We start from the raw sequence: 15,300 nt of genomic DNA, 5'->3' as shown, positions 1-15,300 counted from the left end.
GTTGAAGTCGCAAATAGAAATACCGTCCACCACTGATCCATCCGATCCAACTCACGGACGTGCCCGCAACGCACGTCATAGCCGATGAACGCCATAGTCCTTTCCCATCCAAGCGATCTGCTCGTCGCGTCGTCACAAATGAGTGATCGATGGTGGGCGCGTCCCGGCGTGGTCGTCTCGATCGCGCTGCATGTAGCCGCCGCGGTCGCGCTGATCGCATTGTCGGGGCATAAAGACGAGCCCAAGCCCGTTGACCATGCGATCCAGTTGGTGCTGGCGCCGCCTGATCCGCCCAAGGTGATCGTTCCACCGCCGCCTCCTCCTCCGCCCAAGGCGCCGCCGGTGAAGCTTCAGCCGCCGGCGCCCGCGCCGGTGCATCGCGCCGCGCCCGTAGCGAGACGCCTTACCGTGCCGACCACCGCGGAGAAAGCTGAGGTCGCAGCGCCGCCAACTCCGCCCGTCGATACCACGGCCAAGCCGACCACGGAACCTGTAGCGCCGCCCGCGCCACCAGCACGTCCGGTCCCGCACAACATCGGCATGGAGGGCATTCCGACCGATTACGTGAACCAGGTCTACGCACGGATCAACGGCAGCGCAGCCGGCCACTATCCGCGCGCCGCAAAGATGCGCCATCTGGAAGGCCGGATTGGCTACAAGCTCACGCTCAGTCCCGAGGGCAAGCTCCTCAAGCTCGACCTGCAGTCGTCGGGAGAAAGCGTGCTCGACGACGCAGCCGAGGAAGCGATCCGGGCCGCAGCACCCTTTCCGCATCTGCCCGACCTGGGCGGCTCGTCGTACCAGCTTACCGGCGCAATCGTCTACAAGTTCGGCGACTGACTTTATCGGCGACTAACCCATCGACTACTGACTTCGGCGTTGCCGTACCACTCTTTCTTAATTTACGGAGTTGCAAACATGAACGCAGCAAATCTCTCGGCGCACTTGTCGCCGTGGCATCTCTTCATCAACGCGGACGTCGTGGTCAAGGCCATCATGGTGTTTCTCGCGCTGGCATCGGTCAGTAGCTGGGCGGTTATCGCTGAAAAAATCTCGCGGTTTCGCAGCCTGCGCCGGCGCGCCGGCGTCTGGCTCGATCTGCTCGGTAGCGGCCGTTCGCTCGTCAAGCTCTCGGCCTCGGTGCAGAAGCACCCTGCAGACCCGTTTTCGCGCATCTACGCCGCTGTGCTGGGCGAGTGGCGGCAAACCCACGACCAGAACCTGCAAGCCACTCACCGGGGCGCTGATGGCCTCAAGGAACGCATCAACCGGGTAGCGGGGATTGCCACGAACATCGAAATCGGCAAGCTGCAGCGCGGATTGTCCATTCTCGCCACGGTCGGTTCGGTATCGCCGTTCGTGGGCCTCTTCGGCACGGTGTGGGGCATCATGAATTCGTTCCAGGGGATTGCCGCGTCGAACAATACGAGTCTGTCCGTCGTGGCGCCGGGGATTGCCGAAGCGTTGTTTGCCACGGCACTCGGGCTTGTCGCGGCCATTCCTGCCGTGATCGCGTACAACCGTGCGTCGGGAGACCTGAACGATTACGCCAGCACCCTGAGCACGCTGACCGGGATTGTGGAAGTGCAGTTGTCGCGTCAGGTCGACGCGGGCGACGCCACCGTCGATGCCGCCGATGGCGACAACCGGTCCAGGCAGCAGGACAAGGGCGTGCAAGCAAGCGGCGCAGATGTTCGATCGATTGCGACTCAGGGAGCCTGATCATGGCCGTCAAGCTGTCGAACAATCGTGGGGGAGTAGGCGGCGTGCCACCGGTCAGCGAGATCAACGTGACACCGCTCGTCGACGTGATGCTGGTGTTGCTGATCGTCTTCATGGTTGCCGCGCCTCTCATGGCATCCGGCGTGAAGGTCGACCTGCCCACCAGCAACGCGAAGCCCTTGAGCGAGGAGAAACCGCCCATCGCGGTCAGCCTGAACGCGGCGGGCAAACTGTATGTCGACAAGACCGAGGTCACGAACGCCTCGCTGGTCGGCGCGCTCACCAGCGCCACGGAAGGCGACAAGACGCGCCGCATCAATATCCGTGGTGACAAGGGGCTGGCCTATGGCAAGGTGATCGAGGCAATGGGCGAGATCAACGACGCGGGATTCTCCAAGATTGCTTTGGTATCCGAACCGCCTCAAACCCCTTAAGCGATGCCGTCGACACGTCGCGACTTCATCCGCCGGGCGCTGCTTTCAGGCGCCGCTCTTTCCTCTGAATTGACTAGCCGGCTCACCACAGCGGCCACCTTGCCCGCGGTATCGAAACGTGGCGGTACGCTGCTGGTAGCCCAGTATCCGGAGCCGCCCACCCTCACCAGCGCTTGGACAACAGCGGGTCCCGCGCAGTCCATTTCCGGCAAGATCTTCGACGGCCTGCTGACTTACGGTCCCGGCATGACACCGCGGCCACAACTGGCCACGCGCTGGGAAGTGAGCAGCGATGGACTGACGGTGACCTTCCACTTGCGCTCCGGCGTGTCATGGCACGACGGGAAGCCTTTCACGTCCGCCGATGTCGCTTTCTCGCTGATGCAAATCTGGAAGAAGTATCACGGCCGCGGACGCTCCACCTTCGCGAATGTCATTGCCGCCGATTCACCCGATCCCCTCACCTCCATATGGCGCCTGTCAAAACCCGCGCCTTACATCTTGAGCGCGTTGTCGTCGGTTGAATCCCAGGTCGTGCCGCAGCATCTCTATGCCAACCGCGATGTTCTCTCGAATCCCTATAACAACGCGCCGGTGGGAACCGGACCGTTTCGCTTCGTGCGCTGGACGCAAGGCAGCGAAATCGTACTCGATCGTAATCCTGACTACTGGGACACGGGAAAGCCTTTTCTCGACGGTGTCGTGTTCCGAATTCTTCCGGAAGCCAACGCGGTGGCCGCCGCACTCGAGACGGGAGCCGTGCATATGGCACCGAGCGGCACGATACCGCAAAGCGCCATAGGACGCCTTGGCCGCGAGCCGTCGCTCAAGGTGACCGAACATGCCGCGAATTACTCGGTTGGCTTGACGGTGCTCGAATTCAATCTCGACCGCCCGTTATTTCGCGACCCGCGCGTGCGCCAGGCATTCGCTCACTGCATCGATCGCGAGTTCATTCTCAAGAATATCTTTTACGGCTACGGCGAAGTGTCGAACTCGCCGATACCTCCCGGCATGCCCGCGTTCCATGCGGCCGACGTACCGCTGTATCAGTACGACCTGAAGCGCGCTGAGGCTTTGCTCGACGCGGCTGGTTTCAAGCGTGGAACGGATGGCATACGCATGGCGTTCCAGAACGATCCCTTGCCAATCGGCACTTCAATACTCTCGGCGCAATTCATTCGTGCGACGCTTGCAAAGATAGGCGTGCGCATGTCGATTCGCTCAAGCGATTATGGCGAGTTCGTCAATCGCGTCTACAAGCGGCGTGATTTCGATACCACGCTTAATGGTGCAACGGCCGGCCCGGATCCTGCAATCGGAACACAGCGCTTCTACTGGTCGGCCGATTTTCAACCGGGCGTGGCGTTTTCCAACGGTGCGCATTATCACAACCCGGAAGTTGACCGCCTGCTGGAAGCGGCGCAAGTGGAAGTGGACCCGGGCAAGCGCCGGGCGCTCTACGCTTCGTTCCAGTCGCTCGTGCAAACCGACCTGCCGCGTATCCCGCTCATCTCTCCGGACACCGTGTTGTTGACAAACAGGCGCGTCAACGACGTACTCGTTTCTGCTGAGGGAATCTACGGCAACCTCGCTTCCACAACGCTTGCCCCGGCCTGAATTCGCCGGGGCAATACCGCCTCTAGACGATCCTTCTCTTTCGATCAGGCGGCTCTCGAAAATTCAATCTCTTCTGCGAGTTGCCGGGCCAGCTCGAGCGGCTCACGCAAGATCCACTCGTCGTAGGCGAAATCGGCCTGAAGGAAACCTTCGCGCAGAAGGAACGCCTTCTGCTGGCGCAATCCTTCCACGTAGAGGTCCGAGAGCAAGGGCGTGAACTGCCTATGCAAGTTTGGACCAAAGCCTCGCCGCACTGCCTGCGTCGTACTCCCGGTTTCTGATGCAATAGCCGTGACCACCTCTTCGGGATGATCGGCCGCCCACTGCGCGGTGCGCAGCAACACGGCGAGATAGCGCGCGACCACGTCCGGATGTTTAAGTGCGAGGGTTCGGTCGACAGTGATGGGGCGCGGCGTGCCCGCGTTGACACGCACCAGCGGGTCGGGGTTGGCGTTGATGTCGAAGATCGGCCGCAAGCAGTGCTCCGCGATCAGCGTCGCGCTGACCGCTCCTTTCGCGTAGATCGCATCCACGGTACCGTCGAGAAGTGCAGCAGCAACCACGTGAGGCCGGCGCGGCGCGTTCGCGTCCTGCTCACGCAAGTCGAAGCCGCCCGCCGCCACATCCACGAATTCCACTTGCTCGCGCGTGAGCTCAGCGAGTTCGAGCGCAGTGAGAAGTCCGCGTAAATCCTGCGCGCGGCTGACATCCACAATAGGCGTCGCGTGCAGCGGCAAGCCAAGGCGTCGTCCCTTCAGTCCTGCCAGATCGCGGATATCGCTGTCTTCGCGCACGAGGATCAGTTGTTCCTCATCCACCCACGTAATGCCAACCACCGCCGTGTCACGGCCGTTGGCCCTCGCCCATATTGGCGGGACGTTGCCGCCCTCACGAAACATTCCAGCATGTGTGTGATCGAAATGCGAATTGCGCAGGGCCTGGTCGTCGGCCGCCCGGATCGATTTGAGCGCAATGCCGACTCTTTCGAATTCACGATGCAGCCAGCGAAAATGCTGGGCAATACCCGATGTGGTTGGCACCGGGCAGCGCGTGTACCACAGCTCTGAGACTGAATCCTGACTCATGGTCTAGTCCTTTGATTGATGGCGTTGCAGGAGCAACGCACGGTGTCCCGCGGATACTTCAAGTGTATTTTTTATCGAGCGCGATGTTCGCGAAATTCGCGTACAACGCCTGGTTGCCGCCGAAATTAAGCACCTCGCGCCGGGCGAGCGTAACAACGTGGGGCGAGATCAACGGGATTCGCGCGACATCGGTTTGCACCTGTTGCTGGAAGCGGTTGTAAATCGCCCGCCGTTTAGCAGGATCGATCTCCGCCTGGCCGCTCTCGAGCAATTGGTCAACTTCCGCGTTGTGATAGTCGGCGGCGTTCGAAAACGCCACGCCCGGCTTGAAGTTCTTCGACCAGTAGAAACGCTGCGTGCCAATAGCCGGGTCCGGACCCGCGTTGGCGGAATAGATGATCGTGTCGAAATCGCGCCGGGTGTAGACGCGATTCACAAACTCACCGAAATCCGATGAGCGAATAGTCAGCCGCACGCCGATCTTCTGCAGATTGCTGCGAAGATGCTGGGCGATGGGCGCAAGTGGACCGGTCGGTGCGGGATCGTTGGTGAGCGTGAGCCGGATGCCCTGTGCGTCGCGCTTGAGTCCGGCCGCTTCGAGCAGCGCCTCGGCCTTCGCGAGATCGAGTGGATAGGTCGGCACGTCGGCGGTGAAGAATGCGGGGAAGGCCTTCGGAATCGGTGCTTCGACCTTGTCCGCATAACCCAGCCAGATGTTCTTCACAATGAAGTCGCGGTCGAACGCATGTGCAAAAGCCTGGCGCACGCGAGGATCGCGAAACTGCGGACGATCGAGATTGAATTCGAACGCGGAGGTACCGGTGATATAGGTGGACGGATAGTCGTTGACCACAATTTGCGGATTGCGCGACAAGCGCACGATGTCGGTCAGCGCGACGCCGTAGTTGTCGCTCAGGTGGACTTCGCCGGTTTCGAGCGCACTCGCCCCGCCGCTGCGATCCGCGATGAATCGAAACAGCACTTTATCAACATACGGCCGCGGCGAATCCCAGTAGTCCGGATTGCGTTCGAGCAGGACATAGTTGCCCTGCTCCCACTTCACGAACTTGAATGGCCCATTGCCAATTGGCGCGTTGTTCAGCGGATTCGACAGCACGTCTCGTCCGGCATAAAGATGCTGCGGCAGGATCTGCGCTTCCACTGACGACATCAGCGCGCTCAGAAGGTAAGGCGCCGGCTTGCTGAGCCGAAGGGTTGCTGTCAGCACGTCGGGCGTATCCACGGCGACGACATTGGCAAACGTCGTACGGCCGCGGCTATGATATTTCTTCCATATCTCCAGCACGGAATAAGCAACGTCCTTCGACGTAAACGGCTGGCCGTCGTGCCACCGTACGCCGCGCCGCAGATGGAACGTCAGCGACAGCCCATCGCTGGCTGCTTCCCAATGAGTGGCGAGCTGGGGCTGGGGATTGAAGTGCTCGTCGAAGGTGAGCAAGCCGTCGAATATTTTGCCCGAGACAAGCTGCGCTGTGCCCGCGGAAGTAATCGCGCTCGTCAGGCCGCTGGTGGCCTCAGGTCCAGAACCAACGACTAATGTTCCGCCACGTGGCAGTGTCTGCGCTGCCCGGGCGCTTAAGGGCAATGCAAGGTCGGTTGCCATGCCGGCGAGCGCGGCAACTCTAAGAAAACTTCTGCGGCTGAGAGCCATGATAGGGAGTTCCGGGAAAAGTCCTGTTCCCGTCGATGGTACTGAGACCCCGTGCCGCGATGAACCAATTAATTAGGTTATCTATATGATTTTCGCATCCGTCTTGTGCCCCAATGCGATAACGCTGCGCTAGCAGACACCGGCGCAGTTCACGCTGCGGGAAAGACAAGAAGGCGAAGGTACTGCGCATGCACGAGCAGGCCGAGCAACTGGCGAAGATCCGCACTGCGATGCGAGGGAAACGCGCGCTCAACATCCTCCAGGTTGAACCCCGACTCGCTCGCGGCAAGCCATTCGATAACCGGCTCGAGCAACGCCGGCGCAACCGTTTCGAGCGTGGTCCGCGTCACCCAGTCGCGATCCCAGGCGCTCACGGTCAGTGTCATTGCGACGCGGTTCAGCGGCCTGGTCTCAGCGCGCGAAGTCAGGATGCGCCGGAAACGTGATGTCTGATTGATCGTTGCCACCCGTTCATCGATAGAACGCGGCATGAGATCGGTAGCGCGGAGACGGTTCAAGTTGTCCGGCAACGCGGCAAGTAATCCGGCAGCAGTTTCCAGGGTTGCGGCCGCACCCGCATGACCATCGCGCGAACCGTACAGCGGTGAACGCCATGCCGGTTGCTGCAGCAACAGTCCTTGTAACTGCTGCTGCAGCGTTTCCAGCAAGGAAGGCGGCCGGAGGACGATGCTGATCGAATACGAGTCTTCCGTCGCTTCGGTGCGGTGCCACGTGCCGCGCGGCAGAAACAGCACGGACCCGGGGGTCATCGTGATCGCCTCGAACGTCGCCCGCGATGCATCCGGAAACGCATCGCGGGTTTGTGCGTACATGTCTTCGGAGGCGGCCATACCCGGACCGAATTGCGAGCCGTACGGTTGGGGGATCTCGTCCATCGGTGCGACGTAGAACGTCTTGCTGCCTTCCATTTGCACCGAGATCACTTCTTCCGCGTCGTAGTGACAGGCGACACCGTCATCGTGCGGGGATGAGAAAGCCGTCAAGCGAGCGCTTCCTTGCGCGATACCCAATTCCGTTTCCAGCTCGCGCAGGAAAGCATGGCCGACTGTTGCACAGGGCGCGATGTCGCGTAGATAAACCGTCAACCCTAGCTGGCGCAGATTGGCGGCGTTCGCGTTTGCATCGAAGACTTGAGGGAAGCGCAGGCCACGCCCGAATGCAACCGGCCCGCGATATACGCTCGACAGCGCAGCGAAGCTGGCGAGTGGCGGCTGCTTCAGTACGTCCGGCAGGCGATCGAGCGTGCCGTGCGTGGCGGCCGCCCGGTCGGGCACGATGCCCCTTCGAAAGTCCTCCACCAGCCGCGATGACAGGAGGCGCTCAAGATGCCGCGTGACGCTCGCATCAGGCATCGCGTTCACCGGCCAAAGGTGTGACGGCATCCATGCGCGCGCGCCGAACCAGGCTCAGTTCTATCACTGTATCGCGAAGCAGCAATTTGCTCCTTGCCGGCTCGATCAGGATACCGTCGCGCATCGGCGTTGTGCACGCTGTGGTCACCACGCCGTCGATTCGCATCGCACACACGTTGCACAAGCCGCGCCGGCACGACAACGAAAACGCTAGCGCTGGATCAACGGCGCGCTGCAAATACTGCAGGGCGCTTGATACGCTCACGCCCGACCAGTCGCTCGCGCCGATGCCGGCCTCCTCGGGACTCGGGAGGTTGTAGGTGCTAGGGGTATCGTCGCCGGGCGTTCGGTGGAGATGGATGACCATTGTCATCGATGCAAGGTTCGCTTTCATGTCGGCGCGAGAAATGGAAATTCGACCGGCTCCACGCGATGAAGCAACGCGTGCGAACCCGCTTGCCGCGAGATCAGGCCATGCGCAAGCGTAGTCGTAGCCGTTTGCTCTTTCTGATCGTGCCGGCGATGTGCGCCGAGCGATTCTGGGCGTGCAAGCGCGGAAAGCAGCGCGCTTTCAATCACAGGCAGCGCGGACATGCATTCGAGCGCATCGCTCCAGTCGCGGTTCCAGCCGGCATCGCGATTGCGGCATGCGAGCCGTGAAATATCGTCGTGCGAAATGGTGCGTACCTCATCCAGTGCCTTCGCAAGTCCCGCTCCATCACGCACCGCTCCGAGCGCGCCGTCGACCAGTTGACCGAGACGCCGCTTCATATCGAAGGGTGCGATACCGTCCTGGCGCTCGAACGGCGCTTTGATCCGCGCCTGCACGGCGCGCCATTGTTCATGCGCGACGAGGTTCACCGGCTCTTGAGACCCGCCAAGCGCAAGCGCGGCGGCTGAGCGTCCCGCGGCCTTGCCCTGCACCAGCACTTGCGCACCCGCGTTGCCGGACAATCGATTGCCGCCGTGCACACCACCGGTGGCCTCGCCGCACGCGTACAGGTTTGGAACGCCAGTAGAGCCGTCCACATCGACACGAATTCCGCCCAGCGAAAAATGCGCGGCGGGCGCAACTTCAATTGCATGACCGGCGCGAATGCGTTCGACAAGCGGTGTCATGTCGAAGCCCTCCCAGCGCCAGTCGGCGGCGAACGAGCGCGACCACGTCGGGAAGTTATCGACTATGTCGCGCGGCAGATGTGCCCATGACAGATACACGCCGCCGTTCGGACTGCCACGTCCCTCGAACACCTCGGCGGCACTTGCGGCAGCAACAACGTCTCTTGTGGCGAGCTCCATGCGCTCGGGGTCCCAGCGCGCCATGAAACGCTCGCCATAGCGGTTGAGCAGCCACGCGCGCACGCCGCTCTGCGGCCCGAGGATCCAGGGAAATTGCAAGCCGCGCCACATGTCCGGGGCAACGAGGCAGCATGGGAGAAACTGCAGCATCTCCATCTCGATCAGATCGGCGCCCGCTGCAAACGCCATGGCGTGACCGTCGCCCGACAGCTCCTCGGGCGCCGTGCGCAAGCTCCAGTTGGACGTCGCGCCACCCGTCGCAATTACGATCGCGCGTCCGTGCAACGCCTCGACCACGCCGGTTCGCCGATCAAGACCCGCCACGCCAATCACGGCGCCGTCGCGCGTCAGGAGATCGGTCGACTGAAAGTCCTCTCGAAAGCGTACGCCCGCGTGCAATGCGGCCGTGGTAACCACGCGCTGCATCGATGGTCCGGGAATCCGCACACCGCGCCCGCTGCTGTGTCCCGGTGCATGCTTCGTAGCACTGACCTTTGCGCCATCTGTGATCAGGCGGCGCAGTTCGTCTCCCACGCCCGCAACCATCGCCGCTACGAGCCTCTGGTCGCTCAGGAAAGAGCCGGAGCGGATGGTGTCGGCGAAAAATATTTCGTCGGTATCGTCGGGATTGGCGTCGAAACCAAGCTCGATGGCCGTGCGCCCGGACACGGATACGCCGCCGCCCGATGTGATGGTCGCGCCGCTGCGCCCTACCAGGCTCTTGTTCACGACAAGCACGTTGGCGCCTGCCGCGCGCGCATGCCACGCGGCGACCAGTCCCGCCGCGCCGCTGCCTATCACGATGACGTCCCAAGGATCCATACCGGGGTTTCCGCTGTGCTGAGTGATGTGCTGAATGAGATATTCGATGAAGTGCTGAATGATGCAAGCCCAAACGCCGACCGTGGTTAGTAGAGCATTTTGCGAAGTTCAAGCAAAGCAAGCAATCCAGATATCTAAATCACGGGCAAAGCAGAATGAGTTCATAACCAATCCGCTTAATCTTCGTTGGCCGTGTCCATCGCGGGCGTCACACTATCCGGCATCTCCCGTTGGCGGCCTTGCCGCGTCCACCATGACCTACGAAACGACCTCTCCTGCAGAAATTCGAGGCAGCCCACTCGCGAAGGCCTTCGAGCAACCGCTGATGCTCGGCGTCTTTCTCGACTTGCAGGATATCAAGCGCTCGACCCTGCCGCGCACCTCCACCTGGACCTTCGATTACAACGCGGAGGTGGTGCGCAAAGCCGACGATCTTGGCTTCGAACTCGCGTTCAGCCGCACGCAATGGCTGCCAAAAGGCGGCTATGACGGCGAAGCCTCGCTTGATGCTTTCGTCGCGCTCGGCGCCATGGCCGCGATCACCAAGAACATCCTGCTGATCTCGACCATCCACGTGCTCTATGGCCCGATACATCCGCTGCATCTGGCCAAATACGGCGCTACGCTCGATCATATTTCCAAGGGCCGCTGGGGTATCAACATCGTCACCGGGCATCGTGCCGTCGAGCATGAGATGTTCGGCTGGGATCGCATCGAACACGACACGCGTTATGAGCTTGCCAGCGAGCTATTCGATGTCGTCCAGCGGCTGTGGACCGATACCGAAAACTTCTCGTTCGAAGGCAAGTCGCCCTGGAAAGTACATAACGGCTACATCACACCGAAACCGCTCTTCGGACGTCCGGTGCTGGTGAACGCGACCGGCTCCGAAGCGGGTATCGCGTTCGCTGCGAAATATTCGGACATCGTGTTCATTACGAGTCCCGGTGGCGCGCATATCGATAGCGCGCTGGAAACCCTCCCCGCGCATATCGCCAACATCAAGGCGCAAGCAGCACGCGTGGGCCGTACCGTACGCACCGTGATCAATCCCGTCATCGTGAGCCGGGACACCGAACGCGAAGCGATGGAATATGCCGACGCTATCGTGGCCAATACGGTATCAAGCGGCGATAGAAACTATGACAGCGATGCGCACGCATGGCGCGGCCGCAAGGATGCATCGCAGAAACAGGGGCGTGGCATTGGTGGCAACATCGAGATCGTGGGGACTCCCGAGCAGGTGGTCGAACAGCTCGTTGCGCTGAAAAAAGCAGGCATAGACGGTGTACAACTCGGCTTCTTCGATTTCCTCCCCGACCTCACGTACTTTGGCGAACGCATTCTGCCTTTATTGAAGCAGGCGGGACTGCGTCTGTAGCATTCGCTTCGATCAGGCCGGCGCCATGGGCGCTTATATGCAACGTGAAAGCCTCTCACCCGATTGCAGGTTCAATGCTAACGATCCCGCAATCGCTTCGTTGAATCTGTCGCCCTTTCGCTCGTACGCTATGTCGGTTCCCTGGCATCGCCCTACCGGGACTTTCGCTGCATGCTCGTGCAACGGGCATCGTATCCGGCGCGACAGCACCCGCCGATCGCGTCTCAACATCAGTCAAGACTACTTAGCAGGAGCATCGACATGAGCATTCGCAACATTCATCGCGCGACACTACAGAAATGGCTGACAGAAAGCGGCCTCGGCAGCGGCGAAGAACTCGCGCTGCTGGATCTGAGGTCGGTGGAAGCGTTCGCAAAAGGACACCCGCTCTTTGCGACCAATCTGCCGGTGGAAAACCTGCAACGCGATGCGCTGCGCTTCGTACCACGCAAGTCGGTGCGGCTCGTGCTCGTCGACAACGGTGACAACACGGCCGCGCAAGGCGCGGCGACACTCGAACGGCTTGGCTACACCGACATCAACGTACTCACCGGCGGCATTCCGGCGTGGACGGCGGACGGTCTCAACGGACTGCCCACCTTCGATATCCCTGGCATCATTTTTTCCGAAAGCGTGCGCGACCTGCGCGGTACACCGTCCATTGAAGCCGCGCAACTCAAGACACTGTATGACGCGAAAGAAGACGTCATTGTGATCGACACCCGAACCCGGGACGAGTTCGCGCGTGGGCACGTCCCGGGCGCGGTCAACGCGCCGGGCGAAGAGATCCTCTATCGCTTCCTCGATCAGGTTCCCAACCCGGACACATTCGTTGTGGTGTCATGCGCGGGTCTTCCACGCGCGATCATCGGCGCCCAGACTCTCATCGATGCGCAGGTGCCGAACCGCGTAGCGTTCCTCGAAGACGGTACCGCGGGGTGGACTCGTGCGGCGCTTGAACTGGCTACCGGCGGCGAGCAGCGCACGCCCGCCAGTACCGCAGCAGCCGGCTTTGGCGTGAAACACGCGCTCGCACTGGCGGCACGTGCGGACGTCAGCACACTGAGCCAACAGGGCGTCGAGGAATGGCTTGCGGACACTGAGAAACGCACGACCTACCTGCTCGACATCCGCTCGGCCGAGGAATACGCAGCCGGTCATGTGCCAGGCTCCATCTCGGCGCCGGGAGGTCAGTTGCTGGCGGTATCTCATCGCACGGTAGCGACGCGCGGTGCGCGCCTTGTGCTGATAGATGACGACGGTACCCGCGCCGTCACGACCGCCTACTGGCTACGCCAGCGCGGATGGGAAGTCCATTTGCTGGAAAATGCATTGGGCGAGGTATTGCGCGAAGTGAGCACGACGTCCGCCGCGCAGACGCCCGAACTGCTGAACTCCTGAGCGACGATCAGCCCGGCTAGCCGCGATCATCGGGCAAACCGGGATCGCGGCTTGAGTTTAAAGCCGCGCGATAGACACCTCAGTCGCTTTAACGAGCGCGACCACTTCACTGCCGACCTGAAGATCGAGTTCATCGACGGAACGGGTGGTGATCACGGACGTCACAATGCCGAACGGCGTTTGCACGTCGATCTCCGATACGACCGAGCCACGGATGATCTCCTTGACGTGCCCCCTGAACTGGTTGCGAATATTGATTGCGGTGATGCCCATCGCCATGCTCCTTCGTTAAATGAGTGACGCCGCGCCCGTTAGGCACGAAAAAGATTGAGCCGGCCCGTGAATCCACGCACGCGACGGCAGGAATATCAAAAACAGTCTAGCGATCACGTCAGACCAGCAATCCTAGCAACCAAGGGGCTGAGAACGAAACGATCAATGCTGATATCCAATACACGAACAGCGCTGAAAACCACCGCCGCGACGTATATGCATAGTGCGATTGCTTGGTTGTGGCTGAGAACCCGCAGTCGTATGGTGGCTCGCTGTGCGAGAAAACACGCGCGGTATTGGCTTATGCCGCTAACGGTGGTCATATTCCAATCGGCAATTTTTTATCCATCAGGAATCCGAATGTTTTAGGACCGAACGTTCCGCCCAACGACTACGCCCGATGACAGTGACATTCTCTTTACCTACAATATCTGACGATGCCTTATCGGGAAATTGATGCCACGGCTTTGGGTGTGTTGCTGCGCAGCTCACGTGAACTCGCGGTCCTGGATTTGCGCCCGGCGCAGGAATTCGGCAACGGCGCGCCGCTCCACGGAGCCAATGTGCCTGCCGCCGAGCTGTCGAGCCGCGTGCGCGAGCTTGTCCCGAATCGGCATACTCCAATCGCACTTCTCGATGCCGACGGCGGGCTGATCGCGCAATCGGCATCCGAGCTTCTCGAACTGGCCTATACCAACGTGCAGGGACTCGCAGGCGGATTGAACGGCAACGAGCGCCTGCCCGTAGTGCCCATTCGCATTGCAGGGCCCCGACTGATATCGGGCGAGGTCGAAAGAAGTTTTCGTACGCCGGTGACAACCGCCGGTGAACTCGCCGCGCTCAGGCGTAACGGTGCCTCCGTGATCGTGCTTGATACCCGCTCGGTAGCGGAATATGAGCGCGAGCACATTCCAGGCTCGTTCCCGGCTCCGGGCGGCGAAATACTGCCGCGCTTCAATGCATTGGTTGACTCTCCAGAGACGCATGTAATCGTCACTTGTGCCGGACGTTCCCGCGCAGTGCTGGGCGCTCAAAGCCTGATTCTTGCTGGCGTGGCGAACCCCGTGTCGACACTCGACTTCGGGACGCTCGGCTGGGTTGACGCGGGCTACCCGCTCAATCACGGGCCAGAACAACCTCTGCAAGCCATCCGGTCCGTCGATCTGGACTTCGCAAGACAGGCACTTGCCTCGTTTGCGGAAAGCGTCCCTGCTATCGACGCAGATGAATTACAGACCTGGCTTGCAGATGCATCACGAACAACTTACGCACTGGACGTGCGCTTGCCCGAAGATTACGAGCGGGCACATCTGCCGGGATCAGTAAGTGCTCCTGCCGGTCAGCTGGGTATCAGCCTGGGCAAGTGGGTCGCCGTTCAGGGAGGACGCCTTGTTCTCATCGACGCCGACCCGGGCGTGCGGGCGCTGACCGTCGGCCGCTGGTTCGCGCGAATCGGCTGGGAGGTCAGCATTCTCAAGCATGATTTCGTGAACTGATTTCGCGGACAGCTCAAGGGAACCTGCGAGGGCCTGCGGGGTTCCGTCAAGGCCCTTCCCGGCCGACCAGAACTAACGCTCTGGTGGCCGGTGCAGCGGCGCAGTGACGGCCGCCGCGCATCGCTGTCAGACTGCCTTGGCGGCTCGCGATGTGTGCGTAGCCGTTTCCTTCGCGGCCTTCGAGGCGGCAGCCGTCGCTGCATCAAAACTGCTTTCAGCAAGTTCGACGGCCTGCCTCGTTGCCTTGTGGACCGTGTCGTAGGTGGTGTTGGCAGCGGTAATTGTCGACTTCAGCAGGGCCACCGCAGTCTCCGAACCAGCCGGCGCGTTCTCTGTCAGATTGTCGATGAAGGTCTGCGCGCTATGGCTGTATTCGGCAAACTGCGCTTCCGCGACTTTCAGGAATTCCGACTGGGTGCCAGTCAGGATTTCAACCACATGACGGCTATATGCCTGGGCCTTTTCAGCGGCCGGTTGCGTCAGGCTGCTTTGGAGCTTCAGCAGATCCTGAGGGTCTTTCCCGGACAGTGTCTTCTGCGCGCTTTCCGGTTTTGTCGCGTTAAGGCGGGAGAGGTAGTATTCGAGTCTGACAGTATGCTTTGGCTGACCAATGAAGAAGACCAAAACCCCGCGAAAGACGCTTGCTGTGGGCATCGCCTGAGTGCTAAAGCGCCTTCACTATCCGCTCGATGTGATGGTGCAGTGCGTGCGGTGGTACGTCC

At 61.1% G+C, this 15,300-nt stretch carries 14 protein-coding genes and 1 pseudogene; 8 read left to right on the top strand and 7 right to left on the bottom strand.

What is annotated here, in order from left to right:
- Positions 1-138 precede the first annotated feature (138 nt).
- From HB376_RS20340 to HB376_RS20325, 4 genes are all read left to right on the top strand, one after another.
- Positions 139-840: a TonB family protein gene (locus tag HB376_RS20340; RefSeq protein WP_213765477.1), complete on the top strand. Its 702-nt coding sequence runs from the start codon at positions 139-141 to the stop codon at positions 838-840.
- Between the two features lie 78 nt (positions 841-918).
- Positions 919-1,722 (top strand): protein TolQ, encoded by an 804-nt coding sequence (tolQ, locus tag HB376_RS20335; protein WP_213765476.1) that lies wholly within the window; start codon positions 919-921, stop codon positions 1,720-1,722.
- Positions 1,723-1,724: 2 nt separating this feature from the next.
- Entirely contained in the window at positions 1,725-2,156 is a 432-nt protein-coding gene (gene tolR, locus HB376_RS20330; protein WP_213765475.1) for a protein TolR, read from the top strand.
- 3 nt (positions 2,157-2,159) lie between these two features.
- A complete protein-coding gene (locus tag HB376_RS20325; protein ID WP_213765474.1) occupies positions 2,160-3,776 on the top strand; it encodes an ABC transporter substrate-binding protein in 1,617 nt (538 codons plus the stop codon).
- Positions 3,777-3,820: 44 nt separating this feature from the next.
- Here HB376_RS20325 and HB376_RS20320 read toward each other — a convergent pair whose 3' ends face one another.
- The 5 genes from HB376_RS20320 to HB376_RS20300 form a co-directional block, all read right to left on the bottom strand.
- Positions 3,821-4,861: an ABC transporter substrate-binding protein gene (locus tag HB376_RS20320; RefSeq protein WP_213765473.1), complete on the bottom strand. Its 1,041-nt coding sequence runs from the start codon at positions 4,859-4,861 to the stop codon at positions 3,821-3,823.
- 58 nt (positions 4,862-4,919) lie between these two features.
- Positions 4,920-6,533: an ABC transporter substrate-binding protein gene (locus HB376_RS20315; RefSeq protein ID WP_213765472.1), complete on the bottom strand. Its 1,614-nt coding sequence runs from the start codon at positions 6,531-6,533 to the stop codon at positions 4,920-4,922.
- 149 nt (positions 6,534-6,682) lie between these two features.
- The gene (locus HB376_RS20310; RefSeq protein ID WP_213765471.1) at positions 6,683-7,906 is read right to left on the bottom strand and encodes a cupin domain-containing protein; all 1,224 of its coding nucleotides are present in this window, start codon (positions 7,904-7,906) and stop codon (positions 6,683-6,685) included.
- Positions 7,899-8,300 carry a 2Fe-2S iron-sulfur cluster-binding protein gene (locus tag HB376_RS20305; RefSeq protein WP_200908650.1) on the bottom strand — a complete coding sequence of 134 codons (402 nt, stop codon included), beginning with the start codon at positions 8,298-8,300 and terminating at the stop codon, positions 7,899-7,901. The genes HB376_RS20310 and HB376_RS20305 overlap by 8 nt, the downstream gene beginning before the upstream one ends.
- Positions 8,297-10,027, bottom strand: a complete 1,731-nt coding sequence (locus HB376_RS20300) for an FAD-dependent oxidoreductase (RefSeq protein WP_213765470.1) — start codon at positions 10,025-10,027, stop codon at positions 8,297-8,299. The genes HB376_RS20305 and HB376_RS20300 overlap by 4 nt, the downstream gene beginning before the upstream one ends.
- A gap of 253 nt (positions 10,028-10,280) precedes the next feature.
- On the opposite strand from HB376_RS20300, the gene HB376_RS20295 reads away from it, so the two are divergent.
- Entirely contained in the window at positions 10,281-11,408 is a 1,128-nt protein-coding gene (locus HB376_RS20295) for an LLM class flavin-dependent oxidoreductase (RefSeq protein WP_213765469.1), read from the top strand.
- A 261-nt stretch (positions 11,409-11,669) separates the two neighbouring features.
- Complete coding sequence (locus HB376_RS20290; RefSeq protein ID WP_213765468.1) at positions 11,670-12,809, top strand: rhodanese-like domain-containing protein; 1,140 nt, start codon at positions 11,670-11,672, stop codon at positions 12,807-12,809.
- Between the two features lie 57 nt (positions 12,810-12,866).
- Here the strand turns inward: HB376_RS20290 and HB376_RS20285 are convergent, their stop codons facing one another.
- Positions 12,867-13,082: a molybdopterin-binding protein gene (locus HB376_RS20285; protein WP_047847573.1), complete on the bottom strand. Its 216-nt coding sequence runs from the start codon at positions 13,080-13,082 to the stop codon at positions 12,867-12,869.
- A 437-nt stretch (positions 13,083-13,519) separates the two neighbouring features.
- On the opposite strand from HB376_RS20285, the gene HB376_RS20280 reads away from it, so the two are divergent.
- Complete coding sequence (locus HB376_RS20280; protein ID WP_213765467.1) at positions 13,520-14,578, top strand: rhodanese-like domain-containing protein; 1,059 nt, start codon at positions 13,520-13,522, stop codon at positions 14,576-14,578.
- Between the two features lie 126 nt (positions 14,579-14,704).
- On the opposite strand, the gene phaP is transcribed toward HB376_RS20280, so the two are convergent.
- The gene (phaP, locus tag HB376_RS20275) at positions 14,705-15,232 is read right to left on the bottom strand and encodes a TIGR01841 family phasin (RefSeq protein WP_213765466.1); all 528 of its coding nucleotides are present in this window, start codon (positions 15,230-15,232) and stop codon (positions 14,705-14,707) included.
- Between phaP and HB376_RS20270 the strand changes: the two are divergent.
- Positions 15,189-15,300, top strand: a pseudogene (locus HB376_RS20270) (IS6 family transposase); the annotation flags it as partial. The gene phaP and the pseudogene HB376_RS20270 sit on opposite strands and share 44 nt — an antisense overlap.

The organism is Caballeronia sp. dw_19 (assembly GCF_018449515.1).
Lineage (GTDB): Bacteria > Pseudomonadota > Gammaproteobacteria > Burkholderiales > Burkholderiaceae > Caballeronia.
The sequence above is the reverse complement of the archived record's forward strand: the minus strand, read 5'-3'. Positions and strand labels throughout refer to the sequence as shown.

Bases quoted from the DNA above. Each gene is read 5' to 3' on its own strand.
- HB376_RS20340 (WP_213765477.1), top strand. From the start codon at position 139: ATGAGTGATCGATGGTGGGCGCGTCCCGGCGTGGTCGTCTCGATCGCG.
- tolQ (WP_213765476.1), top strand. From the start codon at position 919: ATGAACGCAGCAAATCTCTCGGCGCACTTGTCGCCGTGGCATCTCTTC.
- tolR (WP_213765475.1), top strand. From the start codon at position 1,725: ATGGCCGTCAAGCTGTCGAACAATCGTGGGGGAGTAGGCGGCGTGCCA.
- HB376_RS20325 (WP_213765474.1), top strand. From the start codon at position 2,160: ATGCCGTCGACACGTCGCGACTTCATCCGCCGGGCGCTGCTTTCAGGC.
- HB376_RS20320 (WP_213765473.1), bottom strand. From the start codon at position 4,861: ATGAGTCAGGATTCAGTCTCAGAGCTGTGGTACACGCGCTGCCCGGTG.
- HB376_RS20315 (WP_213765472.1), bottom strand. From the start codon at position 6,533: ATGGCTCTCAGCCGCAGAAGTTTTCTTAGAGTTGCCGCGCTCGCCGGC.
- HB376_RS20310 (WP_213765471.1), bottom strand. From the start codon at position 7,906: ATGCCTGATGCGAGCGTCACGCGGCATCTTGAGCGCCTCCTGTCATCG.
- HB376_RS20305 (WP_200908650.1), bottom strand. From the start codon at position 8,300: ATGAAAGCGAACCTTGCATCGATGACAATGGTCATCCATCTCCACCGA.
- HB376_RS20300 (WP_213765470.1), bottom strand. From the start codon at position 10,027: ATGGATCCTTGGGACGTCATCGTGATAGGCAGCGGCGCGGCGGGACTG.
- HB376_RS20295 (WP_213765469.1), top strand. From the start codon at position 10,281: ATGACCTACGAAACGACCTCTCCTGCAGAAATTCGAGGCAGCCCACTC.
- HB376_RS20290 (WP_213765468.1), top strand. From the start codon at position 11,670: ATGAGCATTCGCAACATTCATCGCGCGACACTACAGAAATGGCTGACA.
- HB376_RS20285 (WP_047847573.1), bottom strand. From the start codon at position 13,082: ATGGGCATCACCGCAATCAATATTCGCAACCAGTTCAGGGGGCACGTC.
- HB376_RS20280 (WP_213765467.1), top strand. From the start codon at position 13,520: ATGCCTTATCGGGAAATTGATGCCACGGCTTTGGGTGTGTTGCTGCGC.
- phaP (WP_213765466.1), bottom strand. From the start codon at position 15,232: ATGCCCACAGCAAGCGTCTTTCGCGGGGTTTTGGTCTTCTTCATTGGT.